Origin of the sequence: Enterobacter adelaidei, from assembly GCF_041937165.1 — a bacterium.
Classification (GTDB): domain Bacteria; phylum Pseudomonadota; class Gammaproteobacteria; order Enterobacterales; family Enterobacteriaceae; genus Enterobacter; species Enterobacter adelaidei.
The window spans coordinates 1585201-1599710 of record NZ_CP154353.1 but is presented as its reverse complement, the minus strand read 5'-3'; the positions used below and the strand labels follow the sequence as shown (position 1 = coordinate 1599710).

14 protein-coding genes are annotated in these 14510 nt (G+C 54.9%); 10 read left to right on the top strand and 4 right to left on the bottom strand.

Translation table 11 applies throughout. The features are described from left to right. Positions 1–2: 2 nt before the first annotated feature. From cobD to AAHF05_RS07680, 3 genes are all read right to left on the bottom strand, one after another. The gene (cobD, locus tag AAHF05_RS07690; RefSeq protein ID WP_028019182.1) at positions 3–1073 is read right to left on the bottom strand and encodes a threonine-phosphate decarboxylase CobD; all 1071 of its coding nucleotides are present in this window, start codon (positions 1071–1073) and stop codon (positions 3–5) included. A gap of 38 nt (positions 1074–1111) precedes the next feature. Beyond that, positions 1112–1882, bottom strand: a complete 771-nt coding sequence (cobA, locus tag AAHF05_RS07685) for a uroporphyrinogen-III C-methyltransferase (protein ID WP_129324429.1) — start codon at positions 1880–1882, stop codon at positions 1112–1114. A gap of 232 nt (positions 1883–2114) precedes the next feature. Continuing rightward, entirely contained in the window at positions 2115–2315 is a 201-nt protein-coding gene (locus AAHF05_RS07680) for a hypothetical protein (RefSeq protein ID WP_129324428.1), read from the bottom strand. An 85-nt stretch (positions 2316–2400) separates the two neighbouring features. Here AAHF05_RS07680 and glmS point away from each other — a divergent pair, with 85 nt between their 5' ends. From glmS to cobO, 10 genes are all read left to right on the top strand, one after another. Next, entirely contained in the window at positions 2401–2850 is a 450-nt protein-coding gene (gene glmS, locus AAHF05_RS07675) for a methylaspartate mutase subunit S (protein ID WP_028019184.1), read from the top strand. Next, positions 2850–4238, top strand: coding sequence for a methylaspartate mutase accessory protein GlmL (glmL, locus tag AAHF05_RS07670; protein ID WP_129324427.1), 1389 nt, complete (start codon positions 2850–2852; stop codon positions 4236–4238). Before glmS ends, glmL begins: the two co-directional genes overlap by 1 nt. Before the next feature lie 18 nt (positions 4239–4256). Next, positions 4257–5702, top strand: coding sequence for a methylaspartate mutase subunit E (locus AAHF05_RS07665; protein WP_129324426.1), 1446 nt, complete (start codon positions 4257–4259; stop codon positions 5700–5702). Further along, the gene (locus AAHF05_RS07660) at positions 5702–6943 is read left to right on the top strand and encodes a methylaspartate ammonia-lyase (RefSeq protein WP_028019187.1); all 1242 of its coding nucleotides are present in this window, start codon (positions 5702–5704) and stop codon (positions 6941–6943) included. Before AAHF05_RS07665 ends, AAHF05_RS07660 begins: the two co-directional genes overlap by 1 nt. A 3-nt stretch (positions 6944–6946) precedes the next feature. After that, a complete protein-coding gene (locus tag AAHF05_RS07655; RefSeq protein WP_129324425.1) occupies positions 6947–8317 on the top strand; it encodes an acyclic terpene utilization AtuA family protein in 1371 nt (456 codons plus the stop codon). Next, positions 8314–8631, top strand: a complete 318-nt coding sequence (locus AAHF05_RS07650; RefSeq protein WP_129324424.1) for a DUF4387 domain-containing protein — start codon at positions 8314–8316, stop codon at positions 8629–8631. Before AAHF05_RS07655 ends, AAHF05_RS07650 begins: the two co-directional genes overlap by 4 nt. A gap of 165 nt (positions 8632–8796) precedes the next feature. Then, positions 8797–10089 carry a dicarboxylate/amino acid:cation symporter gene (locus AAHF05_RS07645; RefSeq protein ID WP_049008338.1) on the top strand — a complete coding sequence of 431 codons (1293 nt, stop codon included), beginning with the start codon at positions 8797–8799 and terminating at the stop codon, positions 10087–10089. Between the two features lie 54 nt (positions 10090–10143). Further along, on the top strand, positions 10144–11145 hold the full coding sequence (gene glsA, locus AAHF05_RS07640) for a glutaminase A (protein WP_129324423.1): 1002 nt from the start codon (positions 10144–10146) through the stop codon (positions 11143–11145). A gap of 81 nt (positions 11146–11226) precedes the next feature. After that, positions 11227–12879 carry a class I fumarate hydratase gene (locus AAHF05_RS07635; protein ID WP_129324422.1) on the top strand — a complete coding sequence of 551 codons (1653 nt, stop codon included), beginning with the start codon at positions 11227–11229 and terminating at the stop codon, positions 12877–12879. A 9-nt stretch (positions 12880–12888) separates the two neighbouring features. Then, positions 12889–13491: a cob(I)yrinic acid a,c-diamide adenosyltransferase gene (gene cobO, locus AAHF05_RS07630; protein WP_129324421.1), complete on the top strand. Its 603-nt coding sequence runs from the start codon at positions 12889–12891 to the stop codon at positions 13489–13491. Positions 13492–13538: 47 nt separating this feature from the next. Here the strand turns inward: cobO and AAHF05_RS07625 are convergent, their stop codons facing one another. Further along, complete coding sequence (locus AAHF05_RS07625; protein ID WP_129324477.1) at positions 13539–14444, bottom strand: LysR substrate-binding domain-containing protein; 906 nt, start codon at positions 14442–14444, stop codon at positions 13539–13541. Positions 14445–14510 lie beyond the last annotated feature (66 nt).

Here is a 14510-nt window from a genome sequence, read left to right as displayed (position 1 = left end):
GCCTAGCCTTGTAAAACGTCAGTCAGCGCGGCAATAAACCGACGGTTCTCCGCTTCAGTACGCACGGCAATCCGATAGTAGTCGCGATCGAGCCCGGGATAGTTTTCGCAGTGGCGAATAAGGATATGATGACCAAGCAGTGCCGCTTTCAGGTCGAAACCCTGACGCAGGCAGCGGAAGAAAATAAAGTTGGCCTGCGGCTCCCAGACCACCAGCGATGAAAAACGCGTCATCGCCTGCCACAGGAAATCCCGCTCCCGGGCGATAAAGGCGTGGCTGCGAGCAATATAGTCTTCATCCAACAGCAAATGTTGCCCCACAAGCGCCGAGAAGGCATTCACGGACCAGGGCTCGCGGGTGCGTTTCAGCTGGCGAATAGTCTGCGTATTTCCGCTCAGCAGATACCCAAGGCGCAGCCCTGGAATAGCAAAAAACTTGGTCAGAGAACGCAGCAGGTAAAGATAACGTGAGTCAGCCAGCCGTGGCGCCAGCGTGGAGCCCTGCGGCAGAAAATCGATGAACGCTTCATCCACAATCAGCGAAATCTCCAGCGTTTCGCACAGCGAGGCCAGCCGGGCGAGAAGATCGGCATCAGGCATGAGTCCGGTAGGGTTATTCGGCGTTGCGATAAACAGGCAATCGGGCCTGTGCGCACGAACGGCGTCCAGTATGGAAGCATCCACCTGGAACCCGTTCTGCTCACTCAGCGCATAGTCGATTATCTCGCAACCCTGCTGCTGTAATGCCCGGCGATATTCAGCGAAGCCCGGCACCAGCAGCATCGCCCTGCGAGGGGCAAGCGTTCGCACCAGGCCATAGATCAACTCCGTTTCGCCATTTCCGGCAATCGTCTGGTCGTAGTCACACCGACTGGCGCTGGCCAGCGCCAGATGAAGATGGCGGTATTCAACGTCCGGGTACTGCGTAATGATATCCAGATGGGACACAATGAGCGACCTGACGCGCTGGGGCAGGCCTAACGGATTGATGTTCGCGCTAAAATCCAACAGCAACTCGGGAGCGATCCCCAACTGCAGCCCCGTTTCCAGGACATTACCACCATGCTCACTCATTCGTTTCACTCGGCCATTTCGAAAATGTCAGAATAACATCAGACAACAACCTGATTCAGCGCGATATGCGATGCAGAAAACGCCAGTATCTCCTGCAGGTTGACCACCTCACCGACGACAATCAGCGCAGGAGCATGCAGTTGTTGACGCTCAACCTCGAGGTGGATATCGGTCAGCGTACCTTTGGCAATCTGCTGACGAGACTGGCTGGCATACATCACTACCGCCACCGGCGTCTCAGTGGACATGCCTCCCTCAATGAGCTGCTGGCAGATTTCCGTCAGCCGGGTCATTCCCATCAGAACGATCAGCGTTCCGTTGATTTGCGCCAGCGCATGCCAGTTTTGCGGGTCGTTCCCCTGGCACATATGACCGGTCACAATATGAAAACTGGAGGCGTAATGACGGTGCGTGACCGGGATCCCGGCATAGGCCAATCCGCCAATCGCGGAGCTGATCCCCGGCACGACTTCGAACGCCAGGCCGTCTTTTGCCAGCTGCTCGGCCTCTTCACCCCCGCGGCCAAAAACGTAGGGGTCACCACCTTTCAGACGCACCACCTGCCGCCCTTCCCCGGCATGCTTAACCAGCAAGGCATTGATTTGTTCCTGAGGTACCGGATGATGACTTGGGGTTTTACCAACATCAATAATCAGACAGCTTGCCGGAGCCTGAGCCAGAAGCTCAGGGTTAACCAGGCGATCGTGGACAATCACCTCCGCGTGGCGGATACAGTGCAGACCTTTTACCGTTATCAGAGACGCATCACCAGGCCCTGCCCCTACAAGCCAAACCTTCCCTTTACTCATCGTTATATCCTCAGATTAAATATTCAAAGATGCAAGAAAACGGGTAATTAAAATTAGCGCTGAATTATACCCACCTCCACATGCCAAAAATTTGATGTATTTATCACTCTCCCTTAATTGTACGAATGGCGTTTATGACCAATATCAATAAAACAGTAAATACCCTCTCACCAATGTCTGCATGGCAATAGCCCTCCACTTATAAAAGTCAAAAAAAATATATTTTCTACTCTCAACAATAAAACAGGCGCTCGATCACAAATATCACAATGCTTTTGTCACCAACGTTTACAGATAAATACCAAACCCAAAACAAACCCCACCCAACAGATTGAATTAAAATGATTTTCCATGATGCATCATTACCATCATCATTTTGGGAAGGATTTTTTGAAAATAGATCAATTGCTTCCTTTTCGTCTTCAAAAGACACTCCAATACTATTAACAGACCGAATATCCATTAACTATTTTTAATACCCATAATATTTTTACAATCAGCCCTACAGAGGATTACCCATGAAGAAATCAACACTTGTTATTGGCGTCATTGGTGCTGACTGCCATGCGGTAGGCAATAAAGTTCTGGACCGTGTTTTTACTTCCCATAATTTTCACGTAATCAATCTTGGTGTGATGGTGAGCCAGGATGAATATATTGATGCGGCCATCGAAACCGGGGCTGATGCTATTGTCGTTTCATCCATCTACGGCCATGGCGACATCGACTGCCTGGGGCTGCGTGAGCGCTGCATCGAACGCGGTATTGGCGACATCCTGCTTTTTGTTGGCGGTAATCTGGTCGTGGGTAAGCACGATTTTGCCGATGTCGAAGCCAAATTCAAAGAGATGGGTTTCAACCGCGTTTTCGCCCCAAGCCACGACCTGGAAGACGTCTGTCAGCTGATGGCGAACGATATACAGCAGCGTCAGCGCGTTGAAGAGCTTTGTCTTGAAGAGGGTTTCTGATGCAAATCGTCTCAGTCGACATAGGTTCGACGTGGACCAAAGCAGCGCTCTTCACACCAGAGGGTGATGCGCTAACGTTGGTCAACCACGTTCTGACCCCGACGACGACCCACCATCTGGCGGAGGGGTTCTTTACCAGCCTGAACCAGGTGCTAAACGTTGCCGATGCGCGACCTTTGCTGAACAGCGGGGACGTTACGCTGAAATACTCCTCGTCGGCAAAAGGTGGGCTCGCCGTTGCCGCAATGGGTCTGGTGCCGTCGATAACCCTGGAATCGGCCAAAGTCACCGCCCATTCGGCAGGTGCCAAAATCGCCCAGTACTACTCCTACAAACTGAACCGCCACGATATTCGGGCGCTGGAGGATTCTCCACCGGACATTCTGCTGTTCACAGGCGGTACGGATGGCGGAGAAGAGAGCTACGGTCTTGCCAATGCTCGCGCGCTGGCAGCGTCAAAGCTGGATTGCGCCATTATCTACGCTGGAAACCGCGATATTCAGGACGACGTGCAGGCTATTCTTGGCCACAAAGATCTGATTACGGTCGACAACGTTTTGCCTGACCTCGATCACCCGAATCCGTATGCCGCCCGCAAGGCCATCTGCGATGTCTTTCTGTCCCGCATTGTGAAGGGGAAAGGACTGGACGTTATCGTCGGGGAAACCGGCGAGGAGCCGATGCCAACACCGTGGACCGTCTACGAACTGGTGAAAGCGATCAGCGACGTCGACAGCTCGTGGAAAGAATTCATGCTGATCGACATGGGCGGTGCCACCACCGACGTCTATTCCGCCAGCGCCAACATGCTCTCCCCGGATACCGTTCTGCACGGTGTGCCTGAGCCATTTGTTAAACGCACCGTAGAGGGAGACCTCGGTATGCGTGTCTCAGCGGTGGTTGTCGGCGAAAGTACCCAGGAACTGGTGAACGCGGTGTTCGCCCATCAGCCTCAGCGCAAGGAAGCGTTTTATCGCTATCTGCGCCATCTGGTCGCCCACCCGGATTATCTGCCGGTCACCGAAGAAGAAAAACATTTCGACACGCTGCTGGCCGGGCTGTGCGTTGGGTACGCCAGCGAGCGCCATGCCGGCACTAAAAAACAGGTCTGTACCTGCGTAGGTAACGTCGATTTGCAGGTGGGGCGCGATCTGACCACCGTGCGCAAAGTGGTGGGCTCCGGGGGATGGCTCTCCCGCGCCAGCCAGTTTGATGTTCACCGCTGGCTGAAGTACCGCGAGCTGGACGACAGCAGCAGACGTGTGCTTTTACCCGGGCAGTTTGACTATTACCGCGATGCAAAAGGTCTGCTTCCTCTGCTGGCGAATGTCGCCAGGCTGGACCCGCAGGCGGCGGCTCGCACCAGTATTCATTGTTTAACCCTATAAAACCTAAGGCAGCAACGAATGGAACTTCGAAATAAAAAGCTAACCCATGACGAATTCATGACTGAGCGGCAACAGGTCTTACAAACCTGGCATACCGGCAAGGACGTTGAGAACTTCGAAGATAGCGTGAAGTACCAGCAAACCATTCCTGAGCAAAAACGCTTTTCTCACGCTCTACTGAAGGCGGACCAGGAAGGTAAAACCCTGAGCCAGCCGCGCGCTGGCGTAGCGCTCATGGATGAACATATCGCCCTGCTCAAAACGCTGCAGGAAGAGTGCGATTTGCTGCCCAGTACCATTGATGCCTACACCCGTCTGAATCGCTATGAAGAGGCAGCGGTAGGGATCCAAAAATCCATCGAAGCGGGCACCTCCAAGCTTAACGGCTTACCGGTCGTTAACCACGGCGTCGCCGCCTGCCGTCGCATGACTGAAGCGCTGGAGAAACCGATTCAGGTACGTCACGGCACGCCGGATGCGCGCCTGCTGGCAGAGATCGCAATGGCCAGCGGCTTTACCAGCTACGAAGGCGGCGGTATCTCGTACAACATCCCGTACGCTAAGCGCGTCACTCTGGAAAAATCCATCCGCGACTGGCAGTACTGCGACCGCCTGATGGGCCTGTACGAAGAGAACGGCATCCGTATCAATCGCGAACCGTTTGGCCCGCTGACGGGCACCCTGATCCCGCCGTTTGTGTCCCACTCGGTGGCGATTATCGAAGGTCTGCTGGCGCTGGAACAGGGCGTGAAGTCAATCACCGTCGGCTACGGCCAGGTTGGTAGCCTGACGCAGGATATCGCCGCCATTCAGGCTCTGCGCGAACTCTCCCACGAATATTTCCATAACCACGGCTTTGACGATTACGAGCTGAGTACCGTCTTCCACCAGTGGATGGGCGGCTTCCCGGAAGATGAGTCAAAAGCATTTGCCATTATCTCCTGGGGTGCAGCGGTTGCCGGTATGTCCGGAGCGACCAAAGTGATCACCAAGAGCCCGCACGAAGCGTTCGGTATTCCGACCGCTGCCGCAAACGCCCAGGGGCTGAAGGCCTCGCGTCAGATGCTCAACATGGTCAGCGATCAGAAATTCCCACCGTGTGCCGCCGTCGAGCAGGAAGTCGAGCTCATTAAGAGCGAAGTCCGCGCCGTGCTGAAGAAAGTCTTCGAGCTGGGCAACGGCGATGTCGCGCGCGGAACGGTGCTGGCGTTTGAAGCTGGCGTGCTGGACGTACCGTTCGCGCCCGCCTCCTGCAACGCGGGCAAAATCCTGCCGGTGCGTGATAACGCCGGTGCGATTCGCGTGCTGGAAGCCGGCGCGGTTCCGCTGCCGAAAGATATTCTCGCCCTGCATCACGATTACGTCGCCGAGCGCGCGCGTTTTGAAGGACGTAAGCCCTCATTCCAGATGGTTGTTGATGACATCAACGCTGTATCCCACAGTAAATTAATAGGAAGACCATAATGAAAATTAAACAGGCCCTTTTCACCGCAGGCTACTCCTCATTCTATTTCGACGATCAGCAGGCCATCAAAAACGGTGCCGGGCATGACGGGTTTATCTATACCGGCGCTCCGGTAACGCCTGGATTTACGTCCGTTCGTCAGGCGGGTGAATGCGTATCCGTACAGCTGATTCTGGAAAACGGCGCGGTGGCGGTGGGCGATTGTGCAGCGGTGCAATATTCAGGTGCAGGCGGTCGCGATCCGCTGTTCCTGGCTGAACACTTCATTCCATTCCTTAACGATCACATCAAACCGCTGCTGGAGGGCCGTGACGTTGACCGGTTCCTGACGAACGCCCGCTTCTTTGACGAACTGCGTATAGATGGCCATCTGCTGCATACCGCCGTGCGTTATGGCCTGTCGCAGGCGCTGCTCGACGCGGCAGCCCTGGCGACCGGTCGTCTGAAAACGGAAGTCGTTTGTGACGAGTGGCAACTGCCGTGCGTCCCGGAAGCCATTCCATTATTTGGTCAGAGCGGTGACGACCGCTATATCGCCGTCGACAAAATGATCCTCAAAGGCGTTGATGTACTGCCGCATGCGCTTATCAACAACGTGGAAGAGAAGCTGGGCCTGAAAGGTGAAAAACTGCGTGAGTATGTACGCTGGTTATCCGACCGCATCTTAAGCCTGCGTACCAGCCCGCGCTATCGCCCGACGCTGCACATTGACGTGTACGGCACTATCGGTCTGATTTTCGATATGGACCCGGTCCGTTGCGCCGCGTATATCGCCAGCCTCGAAAAAGAGGCCCAGGGCCTGCCGCTGTACATTGAAGGGCCGGTGGATGCGGGTAACAAGCCGGACCAAATCCGCCTGCTGACCGCCATCACCCACGAGCTGATGCGTCTGGGTTCCGGCGTGAAAATCGTTGCCGATGAGTGGTGTAACACCTATCAGGACATTGTGGATTTCACCGATGCGGGCAGCTGCCACATGGTGCAGATCAAAACCCCGGATCTGGGCGGTATTCACAACATCGTTGATGCGGTGCTGTATTGCAACAAACACGGCATGGAAGCCTATCAGGGCGGTACCTGTAACGAAACGGAAATCAGCGCCCGCACCTGCGTGCACGTGGCCCTCGCCGCTCGCCCGATGCGCATGCTGATCAAGCCGGGCATGGGCTTCGATGAAGGTCTTAACATCGTGTTTAACGAAATGAACCGCACCATCGCACTGTTGCAAACTAAGGATTAAAAGATGGCACGTACATTTAAGATCTTATCGCCAACGGCAATCCTGGGCTATGGCTTCCCGGAAGAGAGTTTTCGTAAAGCTATGGAAGAATCGCCGGATCTTATTGCTGTTGACGCGGGCTCTTCCGACCCTGGCCCCCACTACCTGGGGGCAGGTAAGCCTTTCACCGACCGGGCGGGGGTAAAACGCGATCTGCGCTATATGATCGTGGCTGGCGTGAAGCACAATATTCCGGTGGTGATCGGTACCGCGGGTGGCTCCGGTGCCGCGCCGCATCTGGAGTGGTGCCGGCAGATAATCCTCGAGATTGCTCAGGAAGAGAAACTCTCATTCTCTATGGCGCTGATCCCGTCGGATGTCGATAAAGCCACTGTGCATCAGGCGCTGGACAACGGGAAAATCACTGCCCTGGATTTCGTCCCGGAGCTGACCCACGAGGCCATCGAGGAGAGCACCTATATTGTCGCGCAGATGGGTATCGAGCCTTTCCAGCGGGCTCTTGCGGCCGGGGCGCAGGTGGTGCTGGGCGGACGGGCATACGATCCGGCCTGCTTTGCCGCACTGCCTGTCATGCAGGGCTTCGATGAAGGTCTGGCGCTGCATTGCGGTAAGATCCTTGAGTGCGCGGCGATTGCTGCTACGCCGGGATCTGGCTCCGACTGCGCGATGGGCATCATTGACGATAACGGCTTTACGCTGAAAACGTTTAATCCGAAGCGTAAATTCACCGAAACGTCGGCCGCGGCGCACACCCTGTATGAGAAATCCGACCCGTATTTCCTGCCGGGACCGGGCGGCGTTCTGAACCTGAAAGGGTGCAGCTTCAAAGCGGTCAACGAGGGCGAAGTGTACGTCAGCGGTTCCCGTCACGAAGAAACGCCGTATGCGCTGAAGCTGGAAGGTGCCCGCCGGGTCGGCTTCCGCTGTCTGACCATTGCCGGTACGCGTGACCCGATCATGATTGCCGGGATCGATAATATCCTCGAAGAAGTGCAGGTCAGCGTGAAGCGCAACCTCTCGCTGAATGACGACAGCATCCGCATGACGTTCCACCTGTACGGAAAGAACGGCGTGATGGGCAACCATGAGCCGATGCAGTCTGCCGGGCACGAACTGGGAATTTTGCTGGACGTGGTGGCCCCCACCCAGGATATCGCCAACAGCGTCTGTTCGCTGGTGCGCTCTACCCTGCTGCACTACGGCTATGAAAAACGGATCGCCACAGCGGGCAACCTCGCGTTCCCGTTCTCCCCTTCCGATATTCAGAGCGGCCCGGTGTATGAGTTCTCAATCTATCACCTGATTGAAGCGAGTGACGCGCTACGGTTTGATTTCCACATCGAGCAGGTCACGCCAGAAGGAGTTCAGTTATGAAACACGGTATTTGCTCACTGGCGCAGGTCATTCGTTCTAAAAATGCGGGGCCGTATGAGCTGGTTCTTGATATTTTATTTAAAACGCGTGAAGACTATCAGCGGGTAAAAGCCTCGGAGCAATTAACGCCACAGCTTATTGCCCGTTTATATAACGTTAAGCCTGACTTTATACATCGCATTATCTGGTTCGACCCGGCCAATGCGGTCAAAATTGTCATGCCTCGCGATATTATCTCCGGCAACGTCGGTGACAATGATGTTTATGGTGCCCAGCAGCATGCGCCGTTATTAAGTATTGAGTTTGAGCTGTAACACTACAAATACAACAACGTCCATTGGGATATAGATATTTGCTGTATCACTGTATTCCAGATAATTCATGCGGTTGGTCACAACAAACGTGCGTCTGAGCGGTTCGTCATGGCTCAGACGCACGCGACCCTACACATTAACCAACCTTTATCCGATGGAGTAAACATGAAAAAAATAAGCTTAACGAAAATGATCATATTAGGTTTGATACTCGGCATGATAGCCGGGGTGGTCATTAATAATATGGCATCAGCAGATACAGCAAAATCGTATTCACAAGATATTTCTATTTTCACCACTATATTCTTACGTATGGTGAAAATGATTATCGCCCCACTGGTCATTTCAACCCTGGTGGTCGGCATAGCCAAAATGGGTGATGCTAAAACACTCGGCCGTATATTCTCCAAAACCTTTTTCCTTTTTATTTGTGCCTCGCTGCTGTCGATCGCGCTGGGGCTGGTTATCGTCAATATCTTCCAGCCTGGCGCAGGCATTAACTTTGTCGCCCATGACGCCGGGGCCGTTGCGGCCGTTCAGTCCGAGCCGTTCACGCTGAAAGTGTTTATCTCTCACGCGGTACCGACCAGCATCGTTGATGCTATGGCCCGCAACGAGATCCTGCAAATCGTGGTGTTCTCGATTTTCCTCGGCTGCAGCCTGGCGGCCATTGGCGAGAAAGCCGAGCCCATCATTAAGGTGCTCGACTCTCTGGTGCATGTGATGCTGAAGCTGACGGGCTACGTCATGCTGTTTGCACCGCTGACCGTGTTTGCCGCGATCTCCGGACTGATTGCCGAACGCGGTCTGGGTGTGATGGTCAGCGCAGGTATTTTCATGGGCGAGTTCTACATGACGCTCGGCCTGCTGTGGGCGATTCTGATTGGCCTGTCCACGATGATTGTCGGTCCGTGCATCAGTCGTCTGACAAAAGCGATCCTCGAACCTGCGCTGCTGGCCTTTACGACCTCAAGTTCAGAAGCGGCTTTCCCGGGCACGCTGAACAAACTGGAAAAATTCGGCGTCTCCTCCAGGATTGCCAGCTTTGTCCTGCCCATCGGCTACTCCTTTAACCTGGTCGGCTCAATGGCCTACTGTTCGTTTGCTACCGTGTTTATCGCCCAGGCGTGCAACATCGAACTGAGCATTGGCGAGCAGATTACCATGCTGCTGATCCTGATGCTGACCTCGAAAGGGATGGCGGGCGTGCCGCGTGCATCGATGGTGGTTATTGCCGCCACGCTCAACCAGTTCAACATTCCGGAAGCGGGCCTGATTTTGCTGATGGGCGTCGATCCGTTCCTCGACATGGGCCGTTCCGCCACCAACGTGATGAGTAACGCGATGGGTGCCGCTATCGTCGGGCGCTGGGAAGGCGAACACTTCGGCGTCGGCTGCCGCGGCAAGGTTCCGGCCAAAGAAAGTACCACTTCAGACACAGAAATCGCCATGTATTGATTACAAAGGCCAACCGTCGTTGGCCTTTTATCTTCCGATTTACAGGATAGCCCCATGAAGATAAATATTTTCGGCGTCAGCCTCTTATCCGTCAGCCTGTTATTTAGCGCCGCCGCGCTGGCGCAACCCGCCCCGGACTACGCGCAGTTGCTTGAGCAGGCTCACCAAAAATTTAAAGGTAATCATGAGGGGAAAGTCGCCGATTACATCCCTGCCCTGGCGACCTATAGCCCCAACAATTTCGCCATCACCCTTGCCACGGTCGACGGCAACATTTACCAGGTTGGCGATGTCAAAAAAGCGTTCCCAATGGAGTCGCTGAGTAAAGTGTTCACCCTGGCGCTGGCGATGGAGCAACGTGGCCCGCAGGAGGTGCTGGATAAACTCGGTGCCAGTGCGACCGGTCTGCCCTTCAACTCCGGCTTAGCGATTGAGCTGACCAAAGGTGCGCCGGAAAACCCGCTGGTAAATGCGGGGGCGATGAGCACGGTAAGCCTGATTGAGGCGAAAGATAAGACCGACCGCTGGAACAAAATCCTCAATAACCTGAATGCGTGGGCCGATGCCTCGCTGACCGTCAACGAACCGGTGTTCAAATCTGAAATGGAGACCAATCAGCATAACCAGGCGCTGGCGATGCTGATGGCGTCCTACAACAGCTTTTATGGCGATACCCGGGAAGCTGTCGAAATCTATACCCGCCAGTGTTCCGTAGATATCACCGTTGAGCAGCTCGCCAAAATGGGCGCAGTGCTGGCGAACAAAGGCAAATCACCTTTCAACGGTAAGCAATTGCTGAATGAACGCTACGTACCGCAGGTTCTGGCGGAAATGGCGATTGCCGGGCTGTACGACGGTAGTGGCAAATGGCTGTACACCGTTGGGATCCCGGCGAAGAGCGGTGTCGGCGGCGGCATGGTTGCCATCGTGCCCGGGCAATACGCCATCGCGGTCTATTCGCCACCGCTGGATGCCGCCGGGAATAGCGTCCGCGCCCAGCAGACGATTGCGTACGTCGCTGAGGCGACGCAGGCCAATCTCTTTTTAGCCCATTGACCCAACCGGCTGTGATTTTGTAAGCCGGGCGTGGCAGCTGCGCCAGCGCCCGGCAAAAACGACCACAAAGTGAGAAGTATTATGTCTAAACCATTTGTCTGGCAGGAATTGTTTGTTCAAAGTAACGATACGACGGAATATGAACTCCTCAGCACGCAACACGTTACGGTGACGGAGTTAGAGGGCGAGGAGGTCATTAAGGTGGCGCCTGAGGCATTGACCCTGCTGGCCCAGCAGGCCTTTTATGAAGCCTCATTTTTCCTGCGCGCCGGACATTTAACGCAGATAGCCAGCATCCTGCACGACCCGCAGGCCAGCAGTAACGATAAGTATGTCGCCCTGCAGCTGCTGCGTAACGCCGAGGTATCGGCAAAAGGCGTTCTGCCAAACTGTCAGGATACCGGCACGGCCACCGTTGTGGCGAGCAAAGGCCAGCACGTCTGGACCGGCGGTGATGACGCCGAAGCGCTGAGCAAAGGGGTTTATGCCACCTTTAGCGAGTGTAACCTGCGCTACTCGCAAAACGCACCGCTGGACATGTATACCGAGGTCAACACCCAAACCAACCTGCCGGCGCAGATAGACATCAGCGCCACGCCGGGGAGCGAATATCGCTTCCTGTTCGTCAATAAAGGCGGCGGTTCGGCTAACAAAGCCGCGCTTTTCCAGGAAACGAAATCCATTCTGCAGCCGGAGAAGCTCACCGCGTTCCTGATCGAGAAGATGAAGTCGCTCGGTACCGCGGCCTGCCCACCGTATCACATTGCCTTTGTGGTCGGCGGCCTCTCTGCAGACCAGGCGCTGAAGGTGGCGAAGCTGGCCTCAACAAAATATTATGACAACCTGCCCACCAGCGGGAACGAGCTGGGCCAGGCGTTCCGCGATACGGCGCTGGAAGCCACGCTGCTCAACGCCAGCCGCGAATTCGGCATCGGCGCCCAGTTTGGCGGCAAGTACTTCGCGCACGATATCCGCGTCATCCGTCTGCCGCGCCACGGCGGTTCCTGCCCTGTCGCCATGGCACTCTCCTGCTCCGCCGACCGCAATATCAAAGCGAAAATCAACAAACACGGTATCTGGCTGGAGAAGCTGGAACATAACCCAGGGAAATATATCCCGGAGGCCAGCCGTGATGAAAACGACGCCCGTGCCGTACAGATCAACCTGAACCGCCCGCTGCGTGAGATCCTGCGCGATATGTCCGCCCTGCCGATCGGCACCCGGCTGTCGTTAAGCGGCCCGATTGTGGTCGCCCGCGATATCGCACACGCAAAAATCAAAGCGCGGCTGGATAACGGCGAGCCGATGCCGGAGTACATGAAAAACCATATTGTCTATTACGCCGGGCCGGCGAAAACACCGGAGAATCAGGCCTGCGGCTCCCTCGGTCCAACCACCGGCGGGCGCATGGACGGCTATGTCGATACGTTCCAGGCCGCGGGCGGAAGCCTGATCATGCTTTCCAAAGGTAACCGCAGCCAGCAGGTCACCAATGCCTGCCATAAACACGGTGGCTTCAACCTCGGCAGTATCGGGGGTGCGGCGGCTCTGCTGGCACAGCAGTTCGTTAAAAGCCTGCGCTGCCTGGAGTATCCCGAACTGGGCATGGAGGCGGTGTGGATGATGGAGGTCGAAAATCTGCCCGCCTTTGTGCTGGTTGACGACAAAGGGAATAATTTCTTCAGCCAGTTTGAGCAGCTGCATCGCTGCGCATCCTGCCCTGCCGGACATTAAGGAGCCATTATGGAAGCGCGAGCTAACGCAGACAGACACCGCCAACGGCAGCAAAAGCGTAAAGAGCAGGTTGATACCCTCGTAGCGGCGGCGACAGAGAAGAGAGGAATTCTGATCGTCTTCACTGGCAACGGAAAAGGCAAGTCCACTGCTGCCTTCGGCACGGCAACGCGTGCCGTCGGACACGGTAAAACCGTTGGCGTCGCGCAGTTTATTAAAGGTCAGTGGGATAATGGCGAATACAACACCCTGCATCCGCTCGGCGTCGAGTTTCACATTATGGGCACCGGCTTTACCTGGGAGACACAAAACCGGGAGACGGATATTCAGGCCGCAACGGCTGTGTGGCAGGAGAGTAAACGCATGCTGGCTGACCCGAGTTACGACCTGGTGGTCCTGGATGAGCTCACCTATATGCTGGCTTATCACTATCTGGATGCTCAGGAAGTGATCGCGGCGGTTGAGAACCGTCCGGTGCAGCAGACCGTGATCGTCACCGGACGCGGCTGCCACTCGCAATTACTGGCGCTTGCCGACACAGTTAGCGAAATGCGCCCGGTAAAGCACGCATTTGACAGCGGTATTCAGGCACAGGAAGGCATTGACTGGTAAGCATGCCGGTACAGGATGGCGCGCTATGCTGCCGCCATCCGGTATTTTTACTCCACCGGAGACACTACTGATTTTTGAAGTAGCCACTCGCGGAAGGTCTGTAACGGCAGGGACTGAGCCTTTTCCTCCCGCCATGTCATGATGAAGCGGTTACCGGTGCGGATAGGAACATCACAGGGGATAACCATCTCGCCACAGTCCAGGTCATGCTGGATGGCGAAGCGGGGAAGCAGCGCGACACCAAGGTTCGATCGTACTGCGGCAATCAGCATCGAAAGGAGGTCAAAACGCGGGCCAAGATTCACTTCCGGACTGGTAATACCGGAAAGCGCAAACCACTCCTGCCAGCCATTGATGCGAGTGCTTTGGTGTAACAGTGGAAATTCCCTTAGCAGCTCCTCAACCCCCAGTTTCTGCTCCGCACTGGGGAGCAAGCTTCGGCTGCAGACCGGCAGGATCTCCTCTTCAAATAAATAATCGACCTCCGACCACGGAGGACAAAAATCTGCGCGCATAATAGCCGCATCGTACTCACGATTTAAAAAATCGCCGATATTAGCCAGCGAGTGAATGTTAACAATAATATCAGGATTTAATTTATTAAACTCCCATAAATTAGGGATCAGCCAGTGCGTACTGAAGGTAGGATTTACCGCTAACTCCACCACCTGAACGGCAGGCTGCCAGCTCATTATCATATTTGTATCGCGCTCCAGCCTATTAAGCGTCTCTTTCACGATATTCAGATAATGCTTTCCAGCTGCATTTAGAAAAATCCGTTTTTTGGCATGGTTAAATAATGAGGTGTGTAAAAACTCCTCCAGGGCCGTCACCTGTCTGAACACTGCACTCTGCGTTAACGCCAGTTCTTCTGCCGCGCGGGTATAGCTTTCGTGACGCGCCACAACTTCGAACGTCACCAGCAACTCGCTCTTGGGGATTTTTCCTCTCATCATGTCTTCCATTCATGGTGGATAATAGTAATTTTTTGAAGCGAATAAACCCTGCTTCAGAACGAT